Source organism: Hoyosella sp. YIM 151337 (assembly GCF_026041215.1).
In the GTDB taxonomy this organism is placed as follows: domain Bacteria; phylum Actinomycetota; class Actinomycetes; order Mycobacteriales; family Mycobacteriaceae; genus Hoyosella.
The window spans coordinates 28,344-54,109 of sequence record NZ_JAPEIQ010000039.1 but is presented as its reverse complement, the minus strand read 5'-3'; the positions used below and the strand labels follow the sequence as shown (position 1 = coordinate 54,109).

Below are 25,766 nucleotides of genomic sequence, written 5' to 3'. Positions count from 1 at the left end.
TCTATGGCCACTCTCGGGAAGAACGCGTCCGCGCGTCAACTTGCTGTCATTCCCAGCGGCGGACTCCCGTCGCTTTCTGGGCCTCGGCTACGCCACAGCTGACTAACGAGCCGGTTACAAGCTCGTGCGTTCAGTGACTGCGCACGGCTTCCTCCCCCACCCTCAACTCATGGGTTTGCTGGGTCCAGCGTGACTCAGACGCGCGGCAATCGACGGCAAGGGAGCAGCGGATGGCGATCAACCGCCGGGGGTTCGTGATCGGGTCTTCGATCGCAGTGGCAGGGGCGGCCGCTGCGACGACAGGCACCCCCGCCGCATTTGCGACTCCGCGAGAGCGACATATTTTGCCCATCGGCCATCCGGTGGAACCGCCGGAGGATATTGATTTCGTTGGAGTGACGTTCAGCAAACGTCCCACCTCGCACGCGCGCATCCGGTTCAGCGCCGACGGATCCCCCAGCGACTGGGTCTCCGTGCGGCCAAGCAGCCACTGCCCGGACTGGCATCCGTACGGCACCGCCAGTGATCTCGTACCGGTTCCGCCAGACTGCACCAGCATCGAGGTACAGAACGATGACGAGGCCGCCGAGGCAACGCCGATCGCGATCAGCGGCCTTCAGAGCATCACGAGTGCCTTCTCGCAGACCGTGAATTTCCTGTCACTTCCGGTGATAACGCGTGCAGGCTGGGGCGCTGAAGAAACACTCGGGCGCAGAGCCAGCGGCGGGGTGCGCTGGAGTCCCAGCTTTTCGAGTCCACAGATCATTACCGTGCATCATTCCGCCATTGCCACCGCTCGCAACGCCGCTGCAACGGTGCGGGCGATCCACCGGTACCACACCGCAACACTCGGCTGGGGAGATATTGGGTACCACCTGCTCATCGACCCCGCAGGCAGTATTTACGCGGGGCGCAGTACGGGAAATGCGCTCGCTCCAGTATTCGCGGACGGCGACAGCGCCACCGATCGACTGGTCGTAGGCGGACATTCGTACGCCTTCAACGAGGGCAACCTCGGGATCTGTCTGCTCGGTGACTTCACCTCGAGCGCTCCGACCCAGGCCGCGCGGGAGACACTGGTCTCTCTCCTCGCTGCGCTGTGTTCGGCTCTGGGGCTAGACCCCGAAGGGCACTCCAGCTACGTCAATCCGGGAACAGGCGCCACCGCACAAGTGTGGTCCGTCGCCCAGCATCGCGAACTCAATTCGACGAGTTGCCCAGGCGACGCCGTGGCGATGAACTTCAGCCAGATCCGCACCGAGGCTGCGAGGCGCTTGCGGACGGGCGCGAGCACATCGATAAGCAACCCGGGAGCCCAGGCATCGGCAAGCTCAGCACCGGAAGTCCTGCCCGTCAGTGTCCTCGAAGGCTGACGGGCAGAACCGCTCAGGCCAGCCGCGTGATCTCCACAACAACATCGAGTGCCTTTGAGGTGCCCCCGATGTAGATTCCGCGCAGCGGCGGCACGTCCCGGTAGTCGCGCCCCACTCCGACAGCCACGTGTCGCTCGCTGACCTCGATCGCGTTCGTTGGATCGAAGCCCCACCAGCCGCCAGTCCACGCTTCAATCCAGGCGTGACTCTCGCCGTGCACAGTCTCCCCAACCTCGGCTTCGCTGTGCGGGTGCAAATAACCCGAAACGTACCGGCACGGCACGCCGATACCGCGCAGCATCAACAATGTGAGGTGTGCGTAGTCCTGGCACACGCCTTTGCGTTCTTCCCACGCCTCCACCGCTGACGTGTGCACGCCCGTCGTGCCGGGCACATACGACATGCTGTCATGCACCCAGCCCGATATCTCCGCGACCGCCTCGTCTGGTGTTTTGCCCTTCTTGAGGTCTTTGGCAATTCCCACCAGGTCCCGATCGTGGGGCACGTACCGCGTGTTCGACAAAGCTTCGTTGAACCAGTCGGTGACGCGGTCAGTGCCAAGTTCTTTCCACGTGACGCGCTCCTCGGGCCGCGTGCTGCCGTCAGTCTCGACGACCGACGAACCGACAACCGCCAATTCGGTGTGCGGTGCATGCAGGTCGAAAGCGGTGACCTGGGTCCCCCAGTAGTCGGTGTAGCGGTAAGAACGCGTTGCGGGCGTGGTTTCCACCCGGTTGAGGATGACGTTCTGGCGCGGCTCGTTTCGGGGGCTCAGACGCGCTTCGTTGTACGACCGGGTTACGGGGGTCTCGTATTCGTACCCGGTTGTGTGAACGATTCTCATTCGGGTGTTCACAGTTCAGCCTCCACATGGACGTCTTCGACACGCGCGCCAGCATCCGTCCACGCGACCCAGGGCGCGGAGTGGAAGTACTGCAGCGCGACGGCCTCGTTGACCTCAATACACAAATCGAGCAGGCTGAGCAGCCGCGTCTGAAGCTCCTCCAGCAGCATGCCCGGCCGGAGAAACTCGAGCTCACTGCGCGCCCGGCCAAGCAGGCGCAGCGCCTCCGCGCGGGCGCCGATCCGGCTGCGCGGGCGGTGATCCAGTTCTTCGAGCGCTACCTCAGCCGTGCGGATCGTGTGGAAAACCGACCGCGGGAAGAGCCGGTCAAGCAGCAAGAACTCAACGACGCGGCCCGCATCGAGCGCACCTCGATAGGTACGTAAGTAGGTGTCGTGGGCGCCCGCAGAGCGCAGCACCGTCACCCACGAGGGCGACGATGCGCGGTCACCAGCCCGGGACAACAACAGCCGCACCAACATGTCGACCCGCTCCACGGAGCGGCCGAGAATGAGGAACCGATATCCGTCGTCGCGACTCAGCGTTGTGTCGACGAGCCCAGCGAACATAGCCGCGCGTTCCTCGACGAACCGGAAGAACTCGTGCGGACCAAGCAGCCGGGCAGCGCGCTCGCGTGAGGCCAGCCCGTTGACCGTCGTGTTGAGGCACTCCCACATTTCTGCGGAAGTGACCTCACGCGCACCTCTGGCGTTATCACGTGCCCGGTTGAGCGAATCTACGATCGAGCCGGATTGCTCGCGGCTATACGCCACACGCTCAGTGAGCGACCACACGTCCAGTGGGCCTTCGGGCGGATTCACGCCTAGCACCCGCAGCAGTGCACGTGAAGCGCGGTCCGCATCGACCGTGGAGTCTTCGAGGAGGTGGTGGACGGCGACGTCGAGAATGCGCGCGAGATCATCAGCGCGCTCCACGTACCGGCCGATCCAGTACAGCGATTCAGCGTTGCGTGCCAGCACCGATGCTCACCTCCCGTTGTTGTTGCTGCTGCTGTTCTTGATCGATGGCGAGCTCCGGGCCGGTCTCCGCCCTATGCGCGGTTTTGACCTCGCTGACGAGTTCTTCGCCTGCAAGCTCTCGATCCTGAGCCGACGACCGGGCAGTAGCCAGCACCCACGTGTCTTTGCTGCCGCCGCCCTGACTGGAGTTCACCACCAATGAGCCTTCGGTGAGTGCGACGCGGGTCAGGCCACCGGGCAGGACCCACACGTCTTCGCCATCGTTCACCGCGAACGGGCGCAGGTCGACGTGCCGTGGCGCAAGCTCATCCCCCGCCTTGGTGGGAACCGTCGAAAGCTGAACCACCGGCTGCGCAATCCAACCGCGTGGTGATTCCCGCAGCTGCTTCGCCAGCTTCTTCAGTTGGGCCGGTGACGCGTCAGGCCCGAAAACGATCCCGTACCCGCCCGACCCTTCCACCGGCTTGACCACTAGTTCATCGATCCGGTCGAGGACCTCTTCTAGTTCTTCCGGTATCCAGCAGCGGAATGAATCGACGTTCGGCAGGCTCGGTTTCTCGTTCAGGTAGTACTCGATGATTGTTGGCACGTAGGTGTACACCAGCTTGTCGTCACCCACACCGTTCCCGACGGCGCTAGAAATGACGACGTTGCCTGCGCGGGCTGCGTTGAGAACTCCAGGAACACCGAGTACCGAGTCGGGCCGGAACTGGAGCGGGTCGAGAAAATCGTCGTCGATCCGGCGATAGATGACATCGACCTGCTGCTCCCCCTCCGTAGTCCGCATGTACACGGTGTTGTCACGGCAGAACAGGTCTCGGCCTTCAACGAGTTCGACACCCATCTGGCGAGCCAGCAATGAGTGTTCGAAGTACGCCGAGTTCGCGACGCCTGGGGTGAGGACCACGACTGTCGGGTCCGCTTCGTTCAGCGCGGCCGAGTTCCGCAGCGCCCGCAACAGGTGCGCGGGGTAGTCAGCTACCGCACGGACCCGGTGGCTCGCGAAGAGGTCCGGGAAGACCCGCGTCATGGTGCGGCGGTTCTCGAGCACGTACGAGACACCGGACGGTGAACGGAGGTTGTCTTCCAGTACCCGGAAGGTACCGTTGTCGTCCCTGATCAAGTCGATACCCGCAACGTGGATACGCACTTCATTTGGCGGGACGATCCCTGCGGCTTCCCGGTGGAAATGCTCGCAAGAGGTGATCAGCCGCCTTGGGAGCACACCGTCACGCAGGATGTTTTGTTCGCCATAAACGTCATCGAGGAAGAGTTCTAAAGCCTGAACCCGCTGTTTAATGCCCTTCTCGAGCTTCGTCCACTCGGCCGCGGCGATGACGCGCGGAATCAGATCTAGCGGGAACGGCCGTTCCTGGCCGGACAGGGAGAAGGTAATGCCCTGATCGAGGAATGCGCGGCCGAGAGCGTCTGCCCGGGCAGCGAGGTCGGTCGCTGTCGCCGGAGCGAGCGCTTTGAATATGCCTTTGTATGCCTGCCTGATGTTGCCGTCAGCGTCGAACATCTCGTCGTACGCCAAGGCGTAGTGTTCGAACAGCGGGCCAGCGCCGGCATACCCGCTGAATACATACTCACCGTTCGCGGCAGCCGTATCGTCGGATCTGTGCAGCGCCTGGTAAAGCGCACTATGCGGGTTCAGCGACTTTGTTTGGGAACTCACTCGCTTAATGGTGCTACAAACAGCAGCCCTGAGCACGCCACTTGGATGGTTAGTTCCGTTAAGGTCGCGTTTCGCTTGTGGTCACCGGGGCAAGCGCTGCCCCCGCTACGGCGCTCAGCGCCGCCACCGCGAGTGAGACCCCGGCCCAAACCCAGTCGGGCGGAGACGCCTCCAGCGCGCTCGCCGCACCGCGCTGAGCGGAGGTAAAGGTGAGCGCCATTCCGGACATAAACACCGCGACGAACCAGCCCAGCCCGTACGCCATCCGCATGCCCCATTGAGCAAGCGCTGAGTCACCCGCCTGGTAGTGGCCCACGACCAGCGGGATCAGCAAGGCGGTGAATACCGGCACCAGGTAGGTCACTAGCATCACGAACCGTGAGCTCGAGCTCGTGGCGGCGCCATCCGCTGACCACTGGGTGGCAATCTGGGACGGGAGATCCGGAAGCCACGCCACCAGCAAGAAGAGCGTGGCCGCCACTGCCAGTGACGGAGCCGCCAGATACGCTTGCCAGCGCGGATTACTTTGCTGCCACTTCGCACTCATCACCCACGACGGTACATGCACGGTTTGTCACGAGGTCCGCGCAGGTGGTAGCCTTCTCCTTCGGCGCGCACGGTCAGCCAGTGGCTGCTGCGCACGCACTTTCTGAGGCTCTTCGCGAGTAACGGGAAGTGCTAGTTGTCCCTTTTCAACGAAACTGACCAGAGGTTGTACGCGTGGCCAACATCAAGTCCCAGGTGAAGCGGATCCGCACCAATGAGCGTAACCGGCTTCGCAACCAGTCGGTTCGGTCTGCGCTGCGCACCGCCATCCGGAAGTTCCGCGAGGCCGCCGCAGCTGGTGACACGAACGCGGCCGGAGAGCACCTGCAGTCCGCGAGCCGCAAGCTCGACAAGGCTGTCAGCAAGGGTGTCATCCACAAGAACCAGGCTGCTAACAAGAAGTCGGCCATGGCCCAGACTTTCAACAAGCTCGGCTAGCCTGACGGCGCTGCCGCACACAATTTGTCAGAGAAGCCGCGCGGGGTTACCCGCGCGGCTTCTCTGTGTTCGCCACAAAAACCATGTGGATCGCAGATGAACCCGGCCTTCACTTCGCGAGCTGCGCTACCCGGCTGACCGCGCGTTCCAGCGCGTAGCTTGTGTCGGCGGCGCCTCCTTTGACTTCGCCGTTGAGTTCAGCGATCACCCGCAGAGCCTGCGTCAGCGAACCTGGTTCCCAGTTGCGGGCTTGCGCCTGGGTCTTGCGGACCTTCCACGGCGGCATGCCCAGCTGTGGCGCGAGGCGGTTCGGATCTCCCCGTCCCGCCGCGCTCACGCGAGCGATTGCCCGCACCGTTTCGCCGAGCGCGTCCGCAAGCACAACGTGCGGCACGCCGCTGTGGTCGGCCCAGCGCAACGCTTCGAGCGCAGCAGCCCGATTGCCCAGCACAGCCTTCTCCGCGACGTCGAAACCGCTTACTTCCGCACGGCCGGAGTAGTAGCGGGCCACCGCGCCAGCGTCGACCTTTCCACCGGTGTCCGCAGTGAGCTGCGAACATGCAGAAGCGAGTTCGCGCACGTTTGATCCAACCGCGTCGAGTACAGCCGTGATGACGTCGGGTGTTACCCGCACGCCGTGGGCCCGGAACTCTGCTCGGACGAACTCCGCGCGCTCCGTGGCATTGAGCTTTCCGCAGCGATGCACCTCAGCGCCGCGCTTCTGCAGGTCGGCCGCGAGTGCCTTCGCGCGGCCACCGCCTGAGTGAATCACGATGAGGGTAACCCCGTCAGGAAGGTCAGCCGCCGTCTCTTTCACGAGCGCGACAGCGTCTTTTCCCGCGTCGTGCGCCGCGTCGAACACGACGGCACGGTCCTCGCCGAAGAGCGAGGGACTGAGCAGCTCAGCGAGCTGGGCGGTGCCAAGGTCACCCGCGCGCACGCGACTGACTTGGATATCGCTATTGCTGGCCGCGGTCCGCACGCTCGATAGCACCGATGCCAGCGCTCGTTCAACAAGAAACTCTTCATCACCTAGCAGGAGGTGCAGCGGCTTCACGTGTGGCACCTCACGATACTGGCACATCCAGCGACGCACCGGCATGCACCGGCGATTCCGCACCTCCACCGCGTTCCGTCTTGCCCGCGCGCTGCCCAGCCACCTCGAGCCCATCGTCACGCACCACAACCACGACCATGCCATGAACGTCAGCGCGGGCCACAATGGCGCCCAGTTCTTCGAGAAGCGCAACGATGCTCGGAGCCGGGTGCCCGTAGCTGTTCTCAGCTCCCACACCAATAAGTGCCACGCTCCCTGGCCGTCGCGCCACAGCACGAAGAAAACTAGGGATGGAGGTAGCCGCGCCATGATGCGGAACTGTGAAGATGTCTGCGGCCAGTTTCTCCGGCGGGACGTTGTCGAGCAGCCATTGCTGCGCCTCAATTTCCGCATCTCCGGTGAACAGCACACGAAATTCGTTGCCATCACCAGTGCGCACGGCAGCCATTACTACCAGGGACTGGTCGTTCGGGCCGAGAAAAGGCGCCCGCTCAGTTGGCGGGCCCAGCACCGTTAGTGTGACGGACGGAAAGCGAAGGACCATACCCTGCGTCAGCTCCACAAGGGGCACGTTCGCCTCAACAGCGGCGGCGTGCACCAGTGCATAGCCCGAGTCCGGGTCTCGTCCGCGACCCACTCCCACTGCGTGGACGGTTCTTCCGCGGAACACACCCGAAATACCCGCCACGTGGTCAGCGTGCATATGCGTGAGTATCACGAGGTCAACTTTGGTGATCTTCAGCCGCCGCAGACACTGGTCAATGAGCGCCGGCTCCGGGCCAGTATCGACAACGACCGCGGAACGCCGGGATGTCGCCAGCACGAATCCATCTCCTTGCCCGACGTCACACGCAGACGCAACCCACGGGCCAGGCGGAAAGCGCGGCCCCAAGAGACGGAAAGGCACGAGCGCAAGGCAGCAACCAACTACGCTTGCGAGTAGCACCAGCCGCAGCTTCCGGAAGCGGAGCGCAAGCCCCGCAAGAGCAAACAGCGCGACCATAGCGACCGCACCAGAGGGTCCGCCGGGCACGGTGACCACCGCGTACGGCAGCCGCGCGCAATATCTGGCTACCCAAAGCAGCCATGTCACCGGGACGCCAGCGAGGAACACTGCTACCGCAGCGGCCCCAGACCACAGCGGCGCCAGGACCAGTCCCGCGTAGCCCGCAACAATTGCTGCGGTGACGACCGGCGCCGCCAACAGGTTGGCCAGGACCCCAACAACGCTGAAGTTCCCGGCGAACGCGGCAATCAGCGGCGCGGTGACGAGTTGGGCCACGATCGCAACTGCGAGTATCGCGGCGGGGACACGCGGCATCCCCCGGGTCGTGAGGGCATCGGCAAGCGGCGGAGTCGCCAGAATAATCCCGGCCGTGGCGGTGACTGAAAGGGCGAACCCTAAGTCGGTGGCGAGTTGTGGCCGGAAGAGGAGCAGCACAATCGTGGCGGCGCTGAGAGCCGGCAACGCGTGCCTGCGGCGTCCACTGATGAGCGCGAGCAACGTCACGGTCCCCATCGCTGCCGCGCGCAGGACGCTCGGTTCCGGGCGGCACACGATCACAAACCACACCAGTGCCACCGCGGTGACCACCGCCGCAGCGCGCCGTGAACCGGTGGCATAGCGCGCAGCGAGAAGAACCGCACCGCACACAATGGTGACGTGCGTGCCCGAAACCACCGTCAGATGTGTGAGACTCGTCGCGATGAATTCGTCGCGCATGTGTTGCGGCATGGCTGACCTATCGCCTATGACAAGGCCCGGCAGCAATTGTGCCTGCTCCTCCGGCAGCGCACCCTGCACTACTGCGCGGAAGTCCGAGCGCACCTGAGCGGCGTGGCGCTGCAACCACGAAGCCTGACTCTTCACGTCTGGCGGGCCAGTCGTGAAGATTGTGGCAGCACTGAAGTCAGGCCGATTCGGAACTGCCGCCTTGCCACTGACAATCACAGTCTCGCCAGGTATGACCGTGCCCCACCGGGATCCGGTGGCGAACACGGTGAGGGCGGCGCGCGCTGGCTGCCATGGTTCGGAACGACCATCCATGCGCATGGCGCGCACGCTGGCCCGGAACACGAAACGCTGCTCACCACTGCGGGCGGCCGTGATTGGGCGCGGATCTGACTCTAGAACGAGGTGAACGTCGACAATCTTCGATTCGGCTGCGGCCTCTCGCAGTGTATGTGTCTCCGCGAGGTACGCACGCACGCCGAATGCGACGGACGCGGTCGCTGCGAAAAGCAGGGCTACGCAGATGATCCGCGTGACGTCGCGGCTCACCCGCGGACGCACACACACGCATGCCGCCGCGAGCAGACCGAACACTGCAGTGACGCCAGCCGCTGCCCGATAGCCCACACACGCCGCGACTAGAGCCACTGACCAGGTCAACAGCGCTGCCGGTACCAAACGGAAGTCCAGTACTCGCTCCGCATCGGCCGGACTTTCGCTAGACGGTGACGTGGTCACGGATCTGCGCAATTTTCGCAGGCCCAATACCGCGGACTTGCCTCAGTTCCTCCACGCTGAGGAACGGACCGTTGACCGCACGCCACTCGACAATCGCACTGGCTGTTACCGGCCCCACTCCTGGCAGCGTGAGCAACTCCGCCTCGGTAGCTGTGTTCAGGTTGACGTGCGCCGGCCCCTGCCCGGAAGCCAGGCCCGTGCTAGCCGTGCTCGCCGTACCCGCGCCCGCAGCAACGGTGGTCCCTGTTCCCAAAATCATGCTTACGGTTGGGAATTCTTCGTTGTCACTCCCCCGGCGTCCGACCACGATCTGGTCACCGTCAGCAACCCGCTGAGCGAGATTCAGGGTGATGAGATCCGCGTCCGGGAATGCGCCGCCCGCCTTGCCGAGGGCGTCCGCCACACGATCGCCGTCCTCGAGTTCAACGAGGCCAGGGTTGTGTACTCGGCCGGCGACACTCACGATGAGCCGCCCCACAGCAGCGGGCACACCTGCATCCGGGGTGGGGGCCGTACTGGCGTCTTCACGGTGTGCGTGAGGATGTTCGTCGTCAGCACTGAGCGCGGCGAGTTGGGTAACCGCGCCGGGTTCCTCCGCGAGTGGTGGTCCTGGAAGCGCGACGCTCCCCACGGTGGCACTCCCCTCGCCGTCGCGCAGCATAAGCAGTACGGCAACCACCGCCGCGCACAGTCCTACCGCAATGAGCGCGGCACCTCCCGCGCGCGTCAGATTCAGGTGCAGCCGTTCATGCCACACCGCTGCGCGTGGCCCAGGCCCGCCGGATTCAAGCCAAGGGGGCGCCGGCCAGCTCTGGTCAGCGGTAGGAGACTCTTCTGGGACCGACTGTGTTTCAGTCGGCCTGGTACCGGCGCCGTTACCGCTTCCCGGTTCCCCCGGTACCTCGGCCCCCTCACCCGACCGCCCCAACTCGGGCGGCAGCTGCATGAGCTGGTGAAAACGTGCCTGTGCGGGTGAGTCGGCGGGAGTGCGCTCGTCGTGCATGCAGCGAAGCTATCCATATCCTGGCGCTACGTCAGATTTTTTCGGTCCGCAACTGTGGATAACCCGAACCTGTGGACAACTGCTACTACAGACGGAGTCGGCGTGGCGTCCGCGATACTGTGGGGATGGAGTATGTGTCCAGAGTGCCGAGACCGCCGCTGGACGGGCTGATCGACGATCTTTACTACCTCGAGGGCGCCTCGCCATACGCCCGGCTAATGCTCCCGCCTGCTCCGTCGGCGCTGCTCATCGTCAACCTCGGGGCGCCGTTCCTCATCCGCTCCGGCACCGGCACCGGCCTCGAAACGGCCAAGTACGCCGACGGCTGCGTGGTCACTATGCCCACCCAGGCGTGGGAGTTCGGCTACCCACTGCGGACCCGGTCCGTAGGCGTGCACTTCAAGCCGTGGGGGCTTGCGCCGTTCCTGCCGATGCCCGCGGCCGAACTGTGTGACCGGCCGGTGACGGTCGCGCAGGTTTGGGGCCCGCCGGCCGTTGCTGAGTTGCGCGACCGGCTTACCGCAGCGGACGGCCCACAGGCGATGCTGACACTGCTTGAGAAAGAACTGAGGCGACGGCTGCGAGAGGCCGCGGGCCTGAGGCTGGTCCGTCACACGAGCAGCATCATCGCGGCAACCCGCGGGACGGTGGCGATCGGCGACCTGAACGTGACAGCCGGTGTCAGCAGCACACATCTGGCACAACGGTTCAAAGAACTCATCGGCATCACGCCGAAGCGGCTGGCACGCACCCTCCGCTTCGCTAGTACCGTGTTCGCCATCAACCCCGCTGAACAAATCGACTGGGCTGACCTAGCCGGTCGCGCAGGTTACTTCGACCAGGCCCACTTCGGCCACGAGTTCCGGGCGTTTACCGGGCTCACGCCGACCCAGTACCTCGAAGTCCGGCGGCGGTTCCTGCGCGAACATCCTGGCCACGTGCTGGACAGCTGGCCGTTGCCGGCCGATTGATTTCTTACAAGACCGACAACTCACGGAGCGTTACCTTTGAGGCACCCACTCCAGAGGAGGGACCCGTTGGGCAAAGTAGTCATGTACGCGTCAGTGTCGGTAGACGGCTTTATCGCCGACGAGAACGACCAGCCCGGACCGCTGTTCGACTGGTTGCTCAGCGGTGACGTGCCGTTGGATCAGAGTGGCGCCTTGAAGGTGTCGCAGACGTCCTACGACTACACCCGGCCGTACTGGGACCAGATCGGGACCACAGTCGTCGGCCGCCACGTCTTCGACATGACGGACGGCTGGGACGGGACGCCTCCGGGCGGGATCGACCACGTGGTCGTCGTGACGCATCGGCCGGAGCCCGAGGGCTGGACTCCCGAGGCTCCTTTTCACTTTGTCGGCAGCGTCGAGACAGCCGTGGCCAAGGCGCGGGAGCTTGCTGGTGACCGCATAGTCGAGGTCGCTGCTGGCGACGTCGGTGGCCAGGTGCTTGCCGCAGGTCTGGTCGACGAGGTGCGCATGGACGTCGTACCCGTGGTGTTCGGGGCCGGTAAACGTTTTTTCGGGTCGGTTCACACGCAGCACCTGCTGGAGAATCCCGACGTGGTGATTCAGGGCGACCGGGTGCTGCACCTGCGCTATCAGGTGCGTCGCTGACCAATCTGCACGGGCCCGCCAACACACTCCCCTCGCGGACCGCGCCACTCCTACTCGGTGTGCCTGAAAAGCGAAATGCTCAGGGCTCCTGGCCCAAGATGAACCCCCAGAACCGCGCCGAGGTCACCGATCAGGGTTTCGTGCACCTGCGGCAGGCGGTCCCTCATTTGCGTGAGGATGCCACGCGCGCGTTCTTCGGCCTCGAGATGCTGTACCGCGACGCATACCGCACCGTCACCGCTGGTTGACGCCGCATCGACCGCGGCGTCAACCAGCCTCGCGAGGGCTTTCGAGGAGGTGCGCGTCTTCTCGCGCACCGCAAGCTTGCCTCCGGAAAGCTGCAGCACCGGTTTTATCGCGAGTGCCGTCCCGAATACTGCCGCTGCAGTGCCGATCCGGCCACCCCGCCGCAGGTTGTCTAGCTGGTTGACGTACACGAAAGACGTGGCTCGCGCAGCTGCGTCCACTGCGGTTTTGTAGACCTCGTCGAGGCTCGCTCCCTCAGCTGCCTTGATGGCCGCCGCACGCACCGCGAAGCCGAGCCCGAGACCCGCCGCCGCCGAATCGACGATGCGGACCCCGACACGCTCGTCCGCAGCCTGGCGTGCCGCGTCCCAGGTGGACGACAGCTGCCGGGAGATAAAGACCCCTACCACGCCGTCACCGCCACTCGCACGCACCGCTTCGTCGAACGCGTCCCGCATTTCCTGCGGCGACGCTCCCGCCGTGGACACGTGCGCAGAACGCCACACTGACCCCGGAATCTCGTCGACGCCCTCACGCAAATCCCGGCCGTCGGCGAGGATATGCAGCGGAACGACGCGAATGCCGTACCCGGCAGTGATTTCAGCGGGCAATGTGGACGACGAGTCGGTTACCACGATTACTGCCACTAGTGCACCGTCTTTCGCTGCGCCCCGGCCGGTTGCGGAACACAAGCAGCCAATTCACCCACAACGGACACAATAGCGGTGTGCATGTGTGCGGCGACGCGGCGGTGCGCGTCGAAGTTCCAGTGAATGCCATCTGGGTTGCCCTCACCCGCTCGCAAGTGACTGATAGTGGCACCGGGGAGGTCGACAAGCGGAACCGCGTGCTGTGCCGCCCAATCGGCGATCGCACGGGAGGTGCGCGGCTGACCTGGCTGCACATACCCATAGTGGCGGCTGTGATGCAATGGCGGCAGCGAGGCGATGATCGGCAAGTCGGGCCGTACCGCGCTCAAGGCGGAACGGATCTGTTCCAAATATTCGACGGTCAATCGCGGCGGCAGCGCCATCGGCCAGCCAACTGGAGCGAGCACCGGCTGAAGGCGCCGGTATCCTGAACGAACCAGTCGCCGCAGGCCCGGCGGGCGGACATACCGCATACTTTCACGCAAGGCAGTCGGCACCGGGGACGGCAGCGAGTCCATACCGCCCACGGCTATCACCACCGCGCGTGCACGCGGAACTACAGACCACACCATCGGGTCTTGCGTCAGCGCCCACCAGGCATCACGTGTCGTCCATCCCACGCGTGCGCTCAGATGCGCCCGCAACCCCAGCTGCGCCGCGACGATATTCGGCCACAGCCTGGGATCGTCGGCTGGCAAACCACCAACAGGCCCGTAAAACGCTAGCGAGTCCGCTAGAACCAGAAGGGTGTCCGCGCGATTAGACAGCATCGGGCGCGACCTCAGCGGAGGAGTTCCAGACGTCAAGCCGCCATTGTCCGGTCCCAGCGCCGGGTGTGCTGAAGTGGCGCAGCTGCACCCAGCTCGCGTTTCCGAGGCCACCGAGAATCGGCCAGCGTGAAACCGGCAAGTCGAGGAGCTGCGCGGTCAGCGCGGCGATCAGTCCACCATGCGCAACAAGGATGATCGGCCGCGTCGACCAGTCCGGATATTGCTCGTCACGCAACAGCTCGTCCACAACAGGAGCGGCCCGCTGCGCGACGTCGACCCGGCTCTCTCCGCCCGGCGGCGCCCATGTCGCGTCGCCGCGCCAGTACGCGCGAGCGCCTGGGAATTCGGTATCGACTTCGGCGTGGGTGCGGCCCTGCCACGCGCCGAGATGTGTTTCTCGCAAACGTTTGTCAATGGTGACGTCGAGGCCAGCCTCGGCACCGAGCGCAAGGGCCGTATCGTGTGCGCGCCGCAGATCCGATGACAGCACTGCCAGCGGTTTGCAGCGTGCGAGCACCTGAGCCGCCCGCACTGCTTGTTCCACTCCAAGTTCGGAGAGCTCGGTGTCGAGCTGGCCCTGCATGCGGCTGCCCGCGTTGTACACGGTCTGCCCATGCCGGAGGAGAAGGAGCCGCCTGATCGTCGGCGGCGGCGGTGTCGCCGTCATTTGTTACCTTTCAGCTCGGCGCGGGCGGTTCGCCCGCCGTGGAGCTGTCATCCTCCGATGCGCGTGCCATCGCCACCTCAAGGCCGTCTACTTCGACAACTGGACAGTCTTTCCAGAGCCGTTCAAGGCCGTAGTAGTTGCGCTCATCTTCGTGCTGGATGTGCACCACCACGTCGACATAGTCGAGCAGCGCCCAGCGCCCTTCACGGGCACCTTCCCGGCGGGCGGGCTTGTGGCCCGCCTCGCGAAGCTTCTCTTCGACGTTGTCGACGATTGCGGTGACCTGGCGCTCATTGGAGCCTGATGCGATGACGAAGCAGTCCGTGATGACCAGTTGCTCGGACACGTCGAGCACCACGACATTGTTCGCTTTCTTGTCTGCAGCGGCGAGAGCGGCAATGCGCGCGGCCTGGGTCGCATCAGCGGATGCTGTCACGTGTCGTCTCCTGGGTTATGTGAGTTGCCGGGGCGTTCGGTGCCCCAGTCGTTCGGTTCCCGCCTATTCTGCCCTGGCGCGAGGACGTACGCAGCTTCGTCGCCGCGCGGAGGGTAGAGCGAGCGCTTGGCGATGTACTGCACGACACCGTCCGGAACCAAGTACCAGACCGGGCGCCCGGCACGCGCCCGCGCACGACAGTCACTCGACGAAATCGCCAGCGCTGGAATTTCGATTAGGGTGACGGTGTCGTCGGGATAGTCATCAAGGTGACCAGACAAATGCTCAACGTGCAAGTCGTACCCGGGCCGGCTGACGCCAACGAAGCGAGCGAGGTCAAACAACTCTTCCCACGATTGCCACGAAAGGATGCTTTCGAGCGCGTCCGCCCCGGTGATGAAAAAGAGGTCGGCATCTGGATGGAGTTTGCGCAGGTCTCGAAGTGTGTCAACGGTTCTCGTGATTCCCGCGCGGTCGATATCGGCGCGGCTCACCGAGAAGCGCGGGTTCGAGGCGGTTGCGATCACGGTCATGAGGTAGCGGTCTTCAGCAGCGCTGACTTCCCGGCCCGCCTTCTGCCACGGCTGGCCGGTGGGGACGAATACCACCTCGTCGAGGCTGAACCGGTCGGCGACCTCACTGGCCGCGACAAGGTGTCCGTGGTGAATAGGGTCGAAGGTACCACCCATCACACCGAGGCGGCGTCGTGGCTTTCGCTCCTCCGGCTGCGTCTGCACAAACGTCAACCTTACGGCTAGACAGGCAGAAGTCGCGCAACGACCGCCGCGAGGTGCTCCGCGGTTCGGCACTCATGCATTGGTATCAGCTGCCGGTATGCCTCAGCGGCAGAGTCCCCAGTGGGCCACTGGCGTGCTGGTTCCGGATTCAGCCAATGTGCATGTTTCGCGAGAGTCACCATCTGCGCCAGTGCGGCGAGGTTTGGGTCGCGGTAGTTCGTCCGGCCGTCACCGAGGACCAGCAACGACGAGCGCCCCGTGAGCGCTTCGCTAAAATTGTCTACGAATGTTCCGAACGCGTGCCCGTAGTCGGAATGCCCGTCGTACGTGATGAGTCGTGCTTCGCGAATCATTCTTGATACCGAAACGCCGAGTTCTGAGCCAGCGTTGAAGAACTCCGTCACTTCATCGGTTGTGTCGATGAAGGCGAAGACACGGACCCGTGAGAACTGTTCCCGCAGCGTGTGCACGAGTTGCAGCGTGAAGTTGCTGAAACCAGCAACAGAGCCCGACATATCGCATAGGACAACGAGTTCTGGGCGCGCCGGCCGAGGCGAATGGAGTACGAGATCGATGGGCACGCCACCGGTCGTCATCGATTTGCGCATGGTGCGCCGGATGTCGATCGCACCGGCACGGTAGCGTTTGCGCCGCGCCGCGAGCCGAGTCGCAAGCAAACGGGCAAGTGGTGCAACACTTTTGCGAAGCGCTACCAAGTCATCGTCCGACGCCCGGAGAAAATCAACTTGCTCGGCAACCTTAGGAACCGCGTACGATGCCACCCGCTCCCGCCCCTGACGCTGCGCTACCCGCCGCCGCGTTTCGTTTTCAACAGCACTGCGCAGCCGCGAAACGAGTTCGGCGGCATTTCTTTTCGCAACTTCCTCATGAAACGGCTGCAGTGCCGTCCCGCCCTCCTCGTCCGGCCCTCCGGGTGTACTGAGAAGGCCATCGAGCAGTTTCTTCGTCAGGGCCTCCGGTGAGATCGCCTGCAGCGACTGGTAGGCCGAATAAGACTCGCCGCCAACGGATCGGTAGGCGCCCAGTTCATCGACAATTATCGAGACAACATTTTCCAGCTCGTCGCGCGCTTCCGGGGTATCTGCGGTGAGTAGATCAGCGAGCATTCCCCGCAACGCAGGGATGTCGATGTCCCCCTCGGGCGTGCGGGGAACTTCCAGCGCTGAATCCCGTGTGCTGCGCGAACCGAGCGCCTCGGGAAACCACAAGTCGAAGATACCGTCGAAGATGGGCCGATGCGTGGCGCGGCGCACCAGCGCGCAAGCCAAACCTTCTTTCAGCACGTTTCTGTCGACCAAGTCGACGTGAGTCAAAACCCGGCCCGCATCGACCGTCTCGGCTGGGCCGACCGGCAGACCTTTTGCGCGCAGAGCCTCCACAAAACCCGCGAGGTGGCCAGGCAGCCCGTGAGGCGCGAACGGACCGGACCCGTACTGTGGAGGTTTCGCCATTACAACCTCAGTTCAGCCTGAGTTCCGCAGCGGCGCGCTGCTGGTCGCTGCGGTGCTTGAGCACCACTCCCAGCGTCGTCCGGATGGCATCGTCGTCCACGGTGTCGAGGCCAAGAGCGAGCAGCGTGCGGCCCCAGTCGATGGTTTCGGCGACAGAAGGTGCCTTTTTGAGGTGCATTCCGCGGAGCACAGAGATGACGCGGACTAGCTGCTCGGCGAAGGCCTCGGGCAGTTCCGGCACCCGCGCGGCGAGGATGCGCCGTTCCCGCTCGGGGTCGGGGTAATCCATGTGCAGGAATAAGCAGCGGCGTTTCAGCGCTTCGGATAGTTCGCGAGTGGCGTTGGATGTCAGGACGACGAATGGCCGCCGCTTTGCTTCGATTGTGCCCAGCTCGGGCACTGTGACCGCGAAATCGCTGAGCACCTCCAAAAGGAGGCCCTCGAACTCGATATCGGCTTTGTCCGTCTCATCGATGAGCAACACCGTCGGTTTATCACGCCGGATCGCGGTCAGAAGCGGCCGCGACAGCAGAAACTCTTCCGAGAAGACGTCATCCCGCGTCTCTTCCCAGCTGTTTTCGTGCGCAGCCTGGATGCGCAGGATCTGTTTCGCGTGATTCCATTCGTACAGCGCGCGAGCCTCGTCGACACCTTCATAGCACTGCAGACGGACAAGTGCGGCACCAGCCGCCGTTGCGACCGCCCGGGAAAGCTCTGTCTTTCCAACTCCCGCTGGCCCCTCGATAAGCAGCGGCTTCCCGAGCCGATCGGCCAGGAAGACCGCTGTCGCGGTTGCGGTGTCAGCGAGGTAACCCGTCTCCGCAAGCCGCTCGATAACGTCCGCGGGACTCGCGAAAATCGGCTGCGTCTCGGCTATTGATCGATCCAACACGAATCCTCTCTCAGCGCGCCGACTGCGTCATCGGACGCGCCGCGGGCTCACGCGGGACGTGTATGGCCCTTGCCCCACACGATCCACTTTGTGGACGTCAATTCCGGCAGCGCCATCGGGCCGCGAGCGTGCAGCTTCTGCGTCGAGATGCCAATCTCCGCACCGAACCCAAACTGCTCGCCATCGGTAAAGGCGGTAGATGCGTTCACCATGACCGCTGCCGCATCTACTCGCTCAGTAAACTCGCGCGCCGCGGAAAGGTCCTGGGTGACGATTGCTTCGGTGTGGCTAGTCCCCCACTCGTCGATGTGGGCGATAGCTTCGTCGATCCCGCCAACGACCTTTACTGCGATATCCAGGCTCAAGTATTCTTCCGCCCAGTCGGTTTCGGTCGCGGGCACCATTCCAGGAAGGTCCCCGTGCAGCGTTACGGAGTGCTGCTCCAGTGCGCGCACGAGGCGCGGCACAGCCGTGGCGGCGATAGCTTCGTCGATCAGCAGCGTCTCTGCGGTGTTGCAAACACTAGGCCGCCGGACCTTCGAGTTGACGACGATTTCCTCAGCCTTGTCCAGATCGGCCGCAGCATGCACATAGACATGGCAATTGCCGACGCCCGTTTCAATGGTCGGTACGGTCGCGTCGCGAACCACCGCGTTGATCAAGCCCGCACCGCCGCGCGGAATCACCACGTCGACAAGTCCCCGCGCCTGTATCAAATGGGTGACCGACGCGCGGTCAGCACTCGGCAGCAGCTGCACCGCGTCCGCTGGCAGCCCGGATTCCCGCAGCGACGCGCGAAGGATGTCCACGAGGGTCGCGTTGGATTGCGCCGCCGACCCCGAACCGCGCAGAAGCACCGCGTTGCCCGACTTCAGCGCGAGCCCGAACGCGTCGACAGTAACGTTGGGCCGCGCCTCGTAGACGATGCCGACAACGCCCAGGGGCACGCGCTTCTGCACGAGCTCTAGCCCATTGGGCAGCGTCGACCCCCGCACTATCTCGCCTACAGGGTCTGCGAGGCCAGCCACCTGACGGAGCCCCGAGGCGATACCTTCTATCCGGGCCTGGGTGAGGCGGAGCCGGTCCAGCAGGCTGTCGGCAGTACCCATGGCACGGGCACGCTCGATGTCCTCCTCGTTCGCGATGAGTATCTCCGGCGCACCGGCAAGTACCGCGTCAGCTGCCGCATGCAGGGCGCGGTTCTTCTCGTCGGCCGTGAGCTGCGCAAGCACGCGTGACGCAACACGAGCGCGGCGCGCGGCATCATGCACGCTCTGCCGGAGATCCGCGTCGGCGCCTGACGCCGTTGCCGGAGTTTCCAAGGTGGACCCTGTCGACCCGATAGTCATGACCACCAGGGTAGCGGGTTGTGCCACGAGACCGAACAGCCGAATGAGATGCTGGTCGCATGAGCCGGATCGCGGTTCTCGGAAGCGTCAATATGGACGTTGTTGTGCGTGCCACACGGTTGCCCGCACCGGGTGAAACAGTTCTTGGTGAATCGCGCACAGAGATGCCCGGCGGCAAGGGCGCGAACCAGGCGGTCGCTGCCGCGCGCATGGGTGCGCAGGTGTGGTTCATCGGTGCGGTCGGCAATGATCCGGCCGCTGCTGTTCTGCGAGAGCGTTTCGCCGGGGCTGGCGTCGGAGTCTCAGAATTGCGCACAATCGACGGGCCGAGCGGACTGGCGTCTATCACGGTTGGCTCGGACGGTGAAAACTCAATTGTGGTTATTCCGGGTGCCAATTCCGCGGTCGAACGCCTCTCAGCGCCCGACCTGGCCCGCATCCGCGACTGTGATCTGCTGCTCATGCAACTTGAACTGCCGATCAGCGTCGTCGAGGAGGCCGCTGCGGTAGCCCACCGCGCGGGAGTGACGGTGATACTCAATCCGTCGCCTTTTCAGCCTCTCAGCAAATCGTTGCTCAGCCGCTGTGACGCACTGATCGCCAACGAGGTCGAACACCAGCAACTAGGCAGTTCAGCGGCCCGGGTACGGCACCTCATCGTGACGCGGGGCGCAGCGGGCGCATGGCTAAGGAGCACCGGCGGTGAGTCGTTACGTGTGGCCGCCCTCAGTGTGGCGGCGGTTGATACGACGGGTGCCGGTGATGCGTTCGCGGGCGCATGCGCGGCGCTCTGGCACACCGGGGCAGCGAGCGCAGTTCACTGGGGATGTGTCGCCGGGGCACTCGCAGCAACGCGAACGGGAGCGTACAGTCCGACTTATGGGGAGGTAGCTGAAAAAGTTCTTGAGAGCGAGCTTGACGGCTAGCCTCTCAGATACCACCGTGCCTAGCTGATCGCAATGTGATAATGGTCACACACCTTGGTTAACCAGGGGATACGACCTTCATCTAATGTCCGAATCCCTCGCGCAACCTGACATCGCTAATGGTGCTTGTTAATGTCGAGTTACCGATGAATTCGACAGCAGAACGCCCAAACACCGCCCGCAGTGCGGTGCGATTCCGCTTCCCGGAACCCAAGGATGGGGCCCGGCTGTGGGAGATTGCCCGCGATTCTCAAGTCCTCGACGTGAATTCCAGCTACGCGTATGTGCTCTGGTGCCGCGACTTTCGCGAGACATCCGTCGTCGCTGAAGTTGATGGTCGCGTAGCAGGATTCATCACCGGTTTTTTCCGTCCGCAAGACCCGCTCACGTTATTCGTGTGGCAGGTTGCGGTCGACCGTGAGTATCGCGGGCTGAAGATCGCCCACGGGATGCTCGACTGGCTGCTCGATCAACCTCCAGTCCGCCGGGCAACCCACCTGGAAACTACAGTCAGTCCTGATAACAAAGCTTCGATCGCAATGTTCAGTTCACTGGCGCGCACGCGCAACACGACAATTACACGCAGCGATTTGTTCCCGCCAGATCTCTTCCCGGACAGCCATGAACCGGAGGATCTATACCGCATCGGCGAATTCGAACCGCGCTGATTCTGACAGGACTAAACCCGGCTTGCCTCGGGTATTTAATCGCGTCTGAAAACTTTACGCAGAGGAGTACCTCACATGACCATCGCTGATTTGCCCATCGACGAAAAGGCAGAGAAGCCCGGCACCGGGCCCGGTATCCCGAGCGTCATCGAAACGCGCGAGTCCGAGGTCCGGGGCTACTGCCGCGGGTGGCCGACCACGTTCGACACCGCGAAGGGTGCATGGATCACAGACACAAGTGGACGCAAATACCTTGATTTCTTTGCGGGTGCGGGGTCGCTCAACTACGGGCACAACAACCCCGTTCTCAAAGAAGCGCTCGTCGACTACATCAGCCGGGACGGCATCACGCACGGCCTGGACATGGCGACGGTCGCAAAGAAAGAGTTCCTGGAGACCTTCGAAGACGTCATCCTGACTCCCCGTGCTCTCGATTACAAGGTGCAGTTCCCTGGGCCGACCGGAACCAACGCCGTCGAGGCCGCCCTTAAGCTCGCCCGCAAGGCCACCGGTCGTGAAGCGATCATCAACTTCACAAACGCCTTCCACGGAATGACGCTCGGCGCCCTCTCGGTGACCGGTAACTCGATGAAGCGCGCCGGGGCGGGCATCCCACTCGTCCACGCGACGCCCATGCCGTACGACAACTACTTCGGCGGAGTCACCGAGGACTTCCAGTGGTTCGAACGAGTCCTCGACGATTCTGGCAGTGGACTGAATCGCCCAGCCGCCGTGATTGTCGAAACCGTTCAGGGCGAAGGCGGCGTCAATGTCGCTCGGCCGGAGTGGCTACGCGCCCTCGCTGAGTTGTGCGCCCGCCGCGACATCCTCCTGATCGTCGATGACGTTCAAATGGGCTGTGGACGCACGGGGCCATTCTTCTCGTTCGAAATCGCGGGCATCACCCCCGACATCGTGACGATCTCGAAGTCGATCAGCGGCTACGGACTTCCGATGGCGCTGACGCTTTTCAAGCCCGAACTCGACATCTGGTCGCCCGGCGAGCACAACGGCACCTTCCGTGGAAATAACCCGGCGTTCGTCACCTCCAAGGTCGCGCTCGATACCTTCTGGGGTAACAATGCGCTGGAACTGGACACCGTACGCAAGGGCCAGAAGATCGCCGAGCGCTTCGATGCACTCGCGAAGAAGTTCGACGGCGTGCACGGCCGTGGCCGCGGCATGGTGCAGGGCCTTGTTTTCGATAACGCGGAACTTGCCCCGAAGGCCTGCGAACTCGCTTTCGCGAATGGCCTGCTTGCGGAGACGTCCGGTCCGTCGGACGAGGTCGTGAAGCTGCTTCCGCCGCTGACGATCACCGACGACGAACTCGACCATGGCCTCGACATCCTCGCAGACGCCACTGAAAAGGTGCTGAGCTAACACTCCACTGGACGCGCCCCGGGATGATGAAGGTCTTCCCCCGGGGCGCGTCACCTCGTTTACGCACCATCGTGCGAGCAGAAATGTGCCCGCTCGCGTGCCAGGCAACGTCCATACCGTAGTCATACTGAATAACTCCACACGAGAAAGGCAGCGCCAGATGATCGTGCGCACGACTGAAGAGATCACGGATACCGAACGAGACATCACTTCTGAAAACGGGAACTGGCGCAGCAAACGCATCGTGCTCGCGGACGATCGCGTGGGGTTTTCGTTCCACGAAACCACCATCAAGGCCGGTACGGTCAACGAGTTCCACTACCAGAACCACGTCGAGGCCGTGTGGCTGGTCGAGGGACGCGGCAAGCTCACCGACCTTGAAACCGGGCAGGTTTACAACCTTGTCCCGGGTTCGATGTACCTGCTGGACAAGAATGAGAAGCACCGCATCGAGGTCGAAGAGCAGATGCGGATGCTCTGCGTCTTCAACCCACCGGTGACCGGTCGCGAGGTCCATGACGAGAACGGCGTTTACCCGCTTATCGAACTCGACTGAGTGTCCGCCAGTCCGCGGGGCGGACACAGCGCGGCTACCAAAGCCGAACGCAACGGTAACGAAACTAGAAATCGTCAGACGGGATGCCCGGAAGGGTACGCCACGACTGATAGAACGGTAAGAGCGCGGGGCAGCAAGGGAAGGTTGCCCCGCGCTTTTGCGTCGGTACGCTGGTGACGTGAGTGTCCCGAGTCCCGCGATCACCGCAGCCCCGTCACGGCGATCAGGGGACGTTCTCGGGCGGGCTGATCTGGTTCGCATGATCGAGTTGCTCGCTGGACAGCGCGTCGCGGTGCTGACCGGGGCGGGGCTTTCAACGGATTCCGGGGTGCCCGATTATCGGGGCCCCGATGCGCCGCCCCGTAAGCCAATGACGTATCAGCAGTTCACCGGCAGCCCGGCAAACCGGCAACGCTACTGGGCGCGCAATCACGTAGGCTGGCGGTTTTTGCACTCCCGCTCCCCCAATCCGGGACATCGCGCACTCGCGGAACTCGAACGGTGCGGATCGGTTACCGGCCTGATTACCCAGAATGTTGACCTCCTGCATTCGAAAGCGGGGCACCGCAGCGTCATCGATCTGCACGGAACGTATCGCCGCGTTGTCTGCATGGATTGCGGCGAGCGGACCGATCGCACTGCGCTGGCAGCCCGGCTGACGGAGCTCAACCCAGACTTCGGCGCGAGTAGTGCTATCGATGGGCTCGAGGTGGCACCGGACGCGGACGCGGAGGTGCACGACGTAGGGCGGTTCCGTGTAGCGGACTGTGCGCGTTGCGGTGGTGTGCTGAAGCCGGACATTGTTTTCTTCGGAGAGTCTGTTCCGAAAAACCGGGTCGCCGCGGCGTACGAGGTTGTTGATGATGCGACTGCGCTCTTGGTTGCAGGATCGTCGCTGACTGTGATGTCGGGTCTGCGGTTCGTCCGGCATGCCGTCAAGCACCACAAACCCGTCGTTATCGTGAATCGTGGCAGCACGCGCGGCGACGGCATGTGCGCTCTCAAAGCCGAAGCCGGGTGCAGCGCAGCTTTGACACAGCTCGCAGCCACCCTTTCCTGACCGCCATGTTCCTCCACTTGCGGCTTGATTCGATGTTCGTCAATATAGACGCATGCCAATCCAGCCTGGTCAAATAACTTCGCTGAGCGCAGAGGACGCTGCTCGCCGAGCACGGATACTCAAAGCACTCAGCGACCCGGTGCGGCTTCGCATCGTCAGTCTGGTTGCCGGTGATCTGCGTGGGCGCACCTGCGTCTGCGACATCACTCCCCACTTCGAACTTTCCCAGCCGACAATTTCACATCACCTCAAGATCTTGCGAGATGCCGGACTGCTCTTGTGCGAACGCAGCGGCACGTGGGTCTACTACTGGATTCCGCAACAGGCAGCGCCGCTCTTGGAGGTGCTGCTCGGCCCCAGCGGGGACATTGCTCGCTCAGAGTCACCCGATCCATCCTGCTGCTGACACGCTCCGACCAGAAGGACAGCTGTGAGTTCCCCCGTAACCGGCACGTCTGTGGCGCGCACGCCCACAGTTCACCTCTCGACACTCGACCGCTTTCTCCCCCTGTGGATTGGCCTGGCGATGGCCACAGGCCTGCTGCTCGGTCGCTTCGTACCTGGCGTCGGCGAAACACTCGACGGCATCAAGATCGATGGCATATCGCTGCCTATCGCGCTTGGTCTGCTCGTCATGATGTACCCCGTGCTCGCGAAGGTCCGTTACGACCGGCTCGACGCCGTGACCGGCGATCGGCGCCTTCTCATCAGTTCTATCGTCCTGAACTGGGTCATCGGTCCCGCGATCATGTTCGCGCTTGCCTGGATGTTCCTCGCTGACCTTCCGGAATACCGCACCGGTCTCATCATCGTGGGTCTCGCGCGTTGCATCGCAATGGTAATCATCTGGAACGATCTGGCGGGTGGCGATCGGGAAGCCGCCGCTGTGCTAGTGGCGCTCAACTCAGTGTTCCAGGTCTTCATGTTTGCGGTGCTCGGCTGGTTTTATCTCGCTGTGCTACCGGGCTGGCTTGGGTTCGAGCAATCGTCAATCGATGCATCGCCGTGGGACATCGCGCGGTCAGTATTGATTTTCCTTGGCCTGCCGCTGCTCGCGGGCTATCTCACGCGCAGGCTCGGCGAGCGTGCCCGCGGCCGTGAGTGGTACGAGGCCAAGCTGCTCCCCGTCATCGGCCCGTGGGCGCTCTACGGGCTCCTCTTCACCATCGTTCTGCTCTTCGCCCTGCAAGGCGACCAAATCATGTCTAATCCGCTGGACGTCGTCCGGATTGCCGTGCCGCTACTTATTTACTTCACAGTGATGTGGTTCGGCGGGTACGTGTTTGGCACGCTGATTGGCCTTAGCTACGAACGCACGACGACCCTCGCTTTCACTGCGGCAGGGAACAATTTCGAGCTGGCGATTGCCGTCGCCATCGCCACGTTTGGTGTGACATCCGGACAAGCCCTCGCCGGTGTGGTGGGACCGCTCATCGAAGTGCCTGTCCTCGTCGCGCTGGTGTACGTCTCCCTGTGGCTTCGCAAGCGTTTTTGGTCTGCGTCGACACAAACACAAACTCCGACCCAGAAAGGCCGCCATGCCTGACAAACCGTCAGTTCTCTTCGTGTGTGTACACAATGCGGGCCGCTCCCAGATGGCCGCGGGGTATCTGCGGCACCTTGCGGGCGACACAATTGAGGTCCGCTCGGCAGGCAGCGCACCCGCAGAGAGCATCAACCCGGCCGCTGTCAGCGTGATGGCCGAGGAGGGTATCGACATCACGGCCCAGCAGCCGAAAGTGCTGACCGCTGACGCTGTCGCAATGTCAGATGTCATCATCACGATGGGCTGCGGCGACGCGTGTCCCGTGTTCCCAGGGAAGAGCTATCGTGATTGGCGCCTCGACGACCCGGCCGGCCAGGGCGTCGACGCGGTGCGTCCAATCCGCGATGACATCCGGCGACGGGTCGAAAGCCTCATCGCCGAACTCGCGCCCACACGCTGA

General features: G+C 63.6%; 27 protein-coding genes. 12 read left to right on the top strand and 15 right to left on the bottom strand.

What is annotated here, in order from left to right; genetic code table 11:
* Positions 1 to 230: 230 nt before the first annotated feature.
* Positions 231 to 1,373, top strand: a complete 1,143-nt coding sequence (locus ONR57_RS18405) for a peptidoglycan recognition family protein (RefSeq protein ID WP_265124983.1) — start codon at positions 231 to 233, stop codon at positions 1,371 to 1,373.
* 13 nt (positions 1,374 to 1,386) lie between these two features.
* Here the strand turns inward: ONR57_RS18405 and ONR57_RS18400 are convergent, their stop codons facing one another.
* The 4 genes from ONR57_RS18400 to ONR57_RS18385 all read right to left on the bottom strand — a co-directional run bounded on the left by ONR57_RS18400 (position 1,387) and on the right by ONR57_RS18385 (position 5,422).
* The gene (locus tag ONR57_RS18400) at positions 1,387 to 2,217 is read right to left on the bottom strand and encodes a transglutaminase family protein (RefSeq protein ID WP_265124982.1); all 831 of its coding nucleotides are present in this window, start codon (positions 2,215 to 2,217) and stop codon (positions 1,387 to 1,389) included.
* An 8-nt stretch (positions 2,218 to 2,225) separates the two neighbouring features.
* Positions 2,226 to 3,197 (bottom strand): alpha-E domain-containing protein, encoded by a 972-nt coding sequence (locus ONR57_RS18395; protein ID WP_265124981.1) that lies wholly within the window; start codon positions 3,195 to 3,197, stop codon positions 2,226 to 2,228.
* The gene (locus tag ONR57_RS18390) at positions 3,178 to 4,824 is read right to left on the bottom strand and encodes a circularly permuted type 2 ATP-grasp protein (protein ID WP_374116495.1); all 1,647 of its coding nucleotides are present in this window, start codon (positions 4,822 to 4,824) and stop codon (positions 3,178 to 3,180) included. Before ONR57_RS18390 ends, ONR57_RS18395 begins: the two co-directional genes overlap by 20 nt.
* A gap of 109 nt (positions 4,825 to 4,933) precedes the next feature.
* Positions 4,934 to 5,422 carry a DUF1648 domain-containing protein gene (locus ONR57_RS18385; protein WP_265124980.1) on the bottom strand — a complete coding sequence of 163 codons (489 nt, stop codon included), beginning with the start codon at positions 5,420 to 5,422 and terminating at the stop codon, positions 4,934 to 4,936.
* A 173-nt stretch (positions 5,423 to 5,595) separates the two neighbouring features.
* Here ONR57_RS18385 and rpsT point away from each other — a divergent pair, with 173 nt between their 5' ends.
* Complete coding sequence (gene rpsT, locus ONR57_RS18380) at positions 5,596 to 5,859, top strand: 30S ribosomal protein S20 (protein WP_265124979.1); 264 nt, start codon at positions 5,596 to 5,598, stop codon at positions 5,857 to 5,859.
* Positions 5,860 to 5,968: 109 nt separating this feature from the next.
* Here rpsT and holA read toward each other — a convergent pair whose 3' ends face one another.
* Genes holA through ONR57_RS18365 form a run of 3 tightly spaced genes read right to left on the bottom strand, consistent with a single transcriptional unit; the run spans position 5,969 to position 10,389 of the window.
* Positions 5,969 to 6,943, bottom strand: coding sequence for a DNA polymerase III subunit delta (gene holA, locus ONR57_RS18375; RefSeq protein ID WP_265125492.1), 975 nt, complete (start codon positions 6,941 to 6,943; stop codon positions 5,969 to 5,971).
* On the bottom strand, positions 6,927 to 9,386 hold the full coding sequence (locus tag ONR57_RS18370; protein WP_265124978.1) for a ComEC/Rec2 family competence protein: 2,460 nt from the start codon (positions 9,384 to 9,386) through the stop codon (positions 6,927 to 6,929). The genes holA and ONR57_RS18370 overlap by 17 nt, the downstream gene beginning before the upstream one ends.
* Positions 9,367 to 10,389: a helix-hairpin-helix domain-containing protein gene (locus ONR57_RS18365; protein WP_265124977.1), complete on the bottom strand. Its 1,023-nt coding sequence runs from the start codon at positions 10,387 to 10,389 to the stop codon at positions 9,367 to 9,369. The genes ONR57_RS18370 and ONR57_RS18365 overlap by 20 nt, the downstream gene beginning before the upstream one ends.
* 143 nt (positions 10,390 to 10,532) lie before the next feature.
* Between ONR57_RS18365 and ONR57_RS23410 the strand changes: the two genes are divergently transcribed.
* Both ONR57_RS23410 and ONR57_RS18355 read left to right on the top strand, forming a co-directional pair.
* The gene (locus ONR57_RS23410) at positions 10,533 to 11,360 is read left to right on the top strand and encodes an AraC family transcriptional regulator (protein WP_265124976.1); all 828 of its coding nucleotides are present in this window, start codon (positions 10,533 to 10,535) and stop codon (positions 11,358 to 11,360) included.
* A gap of 66 nt (positions 11,361 to 11,426) precedes the next feature.
* Complete coding sequence (locus ONR57_RS18355) at positions 11,427 to 12,008, top strand: dihydrofolate reductase family protein (protein WP_265124975.1); 582 nt, start codon at positions 11,427 to 11,429, stop codon at positions 12,006 to 12,008.
* A gap of 50 nt (positions 12,009 to 12,058) precedes the next feature.
* On the opposite strand, the gene ONR57_RS18350 is transcribed toward ONR57_RS18355, so the two are convergent.
* The 8 genes from ONR57_RS18350 to ONR57_RS18315 are packed head-to-tail and all read right to left on the bottom strand — an operon-like array spanning position 12,059 to position 19,227.
* Positions 12,059 to 12,901 (bottom strand): DegV family protein, encoded by an 843-nt coding sequence (locus tag ONR57_RS18350; protein WP_265124974.1) that lies wholly within the window; start codon positions 12,899 to 12,901, stop codon positions 12,059 to 12,061.
* A complete protein-coding gene (octT, locus tag ONR57_RS18345) occupies positions 12,901 to 13,674 on the bottom strand; it encodes a diglucosylglycerate octanoyltransferase (protein WP_265124973.1) in 774 nt (257 codons plus the stop codon). The genes ONR57_RS18350 and octT overlap by 1 nt, the downstream gene beginning before the upstream one ends.
* Positions 13,664 to 14,341 (bottom strand): histidine phosphatase family protein, encoded by a 678-nt coding sequence (locus ONR57_RS18340; protein ID WP_265124972.1) that lies wholly within the window; start codon positions 14,339 to 14,341, stop codon positions 13,664 to 13,666. The genes octT and ONR57_RS18340 overlap by 11 nt, the downstream gene beginning before the upstream one ends.
* A gap of 10 nt (positions 14,342 to 14,351) precedes the next feature.
* Positions 14,352 to 14,777, bottom strand: a complete 426-nt coding sequence (gene rsfS, locus ONR57_RS18335; RefSeq protein WP_265124971.1) for a ribosome silencing factor — start codon at positions 14,775 to 14,777, stop codon at positions 14,352 to 14,354.
* Positions 14,774 to 15,514, bottom strand: a complete 741-nt coding sequence (gene nadD / locus ONR57_RS18330; protein ID WP_265124970.1) for a nicotinate-nucleotide adenylyltransferase — start codon at positions 15,512 to 15,514, stop codon at positions 14,774 to 14,776. Before nadD ends, rsfS begins: the two co-directional genes overlap by 4 nt.
* 17 nt (positions 15,515 to 15,531) lie before the next feature.
* The gene (locus tag ONR57_RS18325) at positions 15,532 to 16,986 is read right to left on the bottom strand and encodes a VWA domain-containing protein (RefSeq protein WP_265124969.1); all 1,455 of its coding nucleotides are present in this window, start codon (positions 16,984 to 16,986) and stop codon (positions 15,532 to 15,534) included.
* Positions 16,987 to 16,993: 7 nt separating this feature from the next.
* On the bottom strand, positions 16,994 to 17,875 hold the full coding sequence (locus tag ONR57_RS18320; RefSeq protein WP_265124968.1) for a MoxR family ATPase: 882 nt from the start codon (positions 17,873 to 17,875) through the stop codon (positions 16,994 to 16,996).
* Between the two features lie 50 nt (positions 17,876 to 17,925).
* A complete protein-coding gene (locus tag ONR57_RS18315) occupies positions 17,926 to 19,227 on the bottom strand; it encodes a glutamate-5-semialdehyde dehydrogenase (RefSeq protein ID WP_265124967.1) in 1,302 nt (433 codons plus the stop codon).
* A gap of 59 nt (positions 19,228 to 19,286) precedes the next feature.
* On the opposite strand from ONR57_RS18315, the gene ONR57_RS18310 reads away from it, so the two are divergent.
* From ONR57_RS18310 to ONR57_RS18275, 8 genes are all read left to right on the top strand, one after another.
* Complete coding sequence (locus tag ONR57_RS18310; protein ID WP_265124966.1) at positions 19,287 to 20,153, top strand: ribokinase; 867 nt, start codon at positions 19,287 to 19,289, stop codon at positions 20,151 to 20,153.
* Positions 20,154 to 20,299: 146 nt separating this feature from the next.
* Complete coding sequence (gene ectA / locus ONR57_RS18305) at positions 20,300 to 20,821, top strand: diaminobutyrate acetyltransferase (RefSeq protein ID WP_265124965.1); 522 nt, start codon at positions 20,300 to 20,302, stop codon at positions 20,819 to 20,821.
* 75 nt (positions 20,822 to 20,896) lie between these two features.
* Complete coding sequence (gene ectB / locus ONR57_RS18300; protein ID WP_265124964.1) at positions 20,897 to 22,204, top strand: diaminobutyrate--2-oxoglutarate transaminase; 1,308 nt, start codon at positions 20,897 to 20,899, stop codon at positions 22,202 to 22,204.
* Positions 22,205 to 22,364: 160 nt separating this feature from the next.
* A complete protein-coding gene (locus ONR57_RS18295) occupies positions 22,365 to 22,760 on the top strand; it encodes an ectoine synthase (protein WP_265124963.1) in 396 nt (131 codons plus the stop codon).
* A 259-nt stretch (positions 22,761 to 23,019) separates the two neighbouring features.
* A complete protein-coding gene (locus ONR57_RS18290; protein ID WP_265125491.1) occupies positions 23,020 to 23,820 on the top strand; it encodes an NAD-dependent protein deacetylase in 801 nt (266 codons plus the stop codon).
* Between the two features lie 52 nt (positions 23,821 to 23,872).
* Positions 23,873 to 24,226 carry a helix-turn-helix transcriptional regulator gene (locus ONR57_RS18285; RefSeq protein ID WP_265124962.1) on the top strand — a complete coding sequence of 118 codons (354 nt, stop codon included), beginning with the start codon at positions 23,873 to 23,875 and terminating at the stop codon, positions 24,224 to 24,226.
* A gap of 24 nt (positions 24,227 to 24,250) precedes the next feature.
* Positions 24,251 to 25,366 carry an ACR3 family arsenite efflux transporter gene (gene arsB, locus ONR57_RS18280; protein WP_265124961.1) on the top strand — a complete coding sequence of 372 codons (1,116 nt, stop codon included), beginning with the start codon at positions 24,251 to 24,253 and terminating at the stop codon, positions 25,364 to 25,366.
* Entirely contained in the window at positions 25,359 to 25,766 is a 408-nt protein-coding gene (locus ONR57_RS18275; protein WP_265124960.1) for an arsenate reductase ArsC, read from the top strand. The genes arsB and ONR57_RS18275 overlap by 8 nt, the downstream gene beginning before the upstream one ends.

What these genes read in the sequence shown, in the direction of transcription:
- ONR57_RS18405 (WP_265124983.1), top strand. Translation starts at nt 231, where the DNA reads ATGGCGATCAACCGCCGGGGGTTCGTGATCGGGTCTTCGATCGCAGTG.
- ONR57_RS18400 (WP_265124982.1), bottom strand. Translation starts at nt 2,217, where the DNA reads ATGAGAATCGTTCACACAACCGGGTACGAATACGAGACCCCCGTAACC.
- ONR57_RS18385 (WP_265124980.1), bottom strand. Translation starts at nt 5,422, where the DNA reads ATGAGTGCGAAGTGGCAGCAAAGTAATCCGCGCTGGCAAGCGTATCTG.
- holA (WP_265125492.1), bottom strand. Translation starts at nt 6,943, where the DNA reads ATGTGCCAGTATCGTGAGGTGCCACACGTGAAGCCGCTGCACCTCCTG.
- ONR57_RS18365 (WP_265124977.1), bottom strand. Translation starts at nt 10,389, where the DNA reads ATGCACGACGAGCGCACTCCCGCCGACTCACCCGCACAGGCACGTTTT.
- octT (WP_265124973.1), bottom strand. Translation starts at nt 13,674, where the DNA reads ATGCTGTCTAATCGCGCGGACACCCTTCTGGTTCTAGCGGACTCGCTA.
- ONR57_RS18340 (WP_265124972.1), bottom strand. Translation starts at nt 14,341, where the DNA reads ATGACGGCGACACCGCCGCCGCCGACGATCAGGCGGCTCCTTCTCCTC.
- ONR57_RS18325 (WP_265124969.1), bottom strand. Translation starts at nt 16,986, where the DNA reads ATGGCGAAACCTCCACAGTACGGGTCCGGTCCGTTCGCGCCTCACGGG.
- ONR57_RS18315 (WP_265124967.1), bottom strand. Translation starts at nt 19,227, where the DNA reads ATGACTATCGGGTCGACAGGGTCCACCTTGGAAACTCCGGCAACGGCG.
- ONR57_RS18310 (WP_265124966.1), top strand. Translation starts at nt 19,287, where the DNA reads ATGAGCCGGATCGCGGTTCTCGGAAGCGTCAATATGGACGTTGTTGTG.
- ectA (WP_265124965.1), top strand. Translation starts at nt 20,300, where the DNA reads ATGAATTCGACAGCAGAACGCCCAAACACCGCCCGCAGTGCGGTGCGA.
- ectB (WP_265124964.1), top strand. Translation starts at nt 20,897, where the DNA reads ATGACCATCGCTGATTTGCCCATCGACGAAAAGGCAGAGAAGCCCGGC.
- ONR57_RS18295 (WP_265124963.1), top strand. Translation starts at nt 22,365, where the DNA reads ATGATCGTGCGCACGACTGAAGAGATCACGGATACCGAACGAGACATC.
- ONR57_RS18290 (WP_265125491.1), top strand. Translation starts at nt 23,020, where the DNA reads ATGATCGAGTTGCTCGCTGGACAGCGCGTCGCGGTGCTGACCGGGGCG.
- ONR57_RS18285 (WP_265124962.1), top strand. Translation starts at nt 23,873, where the DNA reads ATGCCAATCCAGCCTGGTCAAATAACTTCGCTGAGCGCAGAGGACGCT.
- ONR57_RS18275 (WP_265124960.1), top strand. Translation starts at nt 25,359, where the DNA reads ATGCCTGACAAACCGTCAGTTCTCTTCGTGTGTGTACACAATGCGGGC.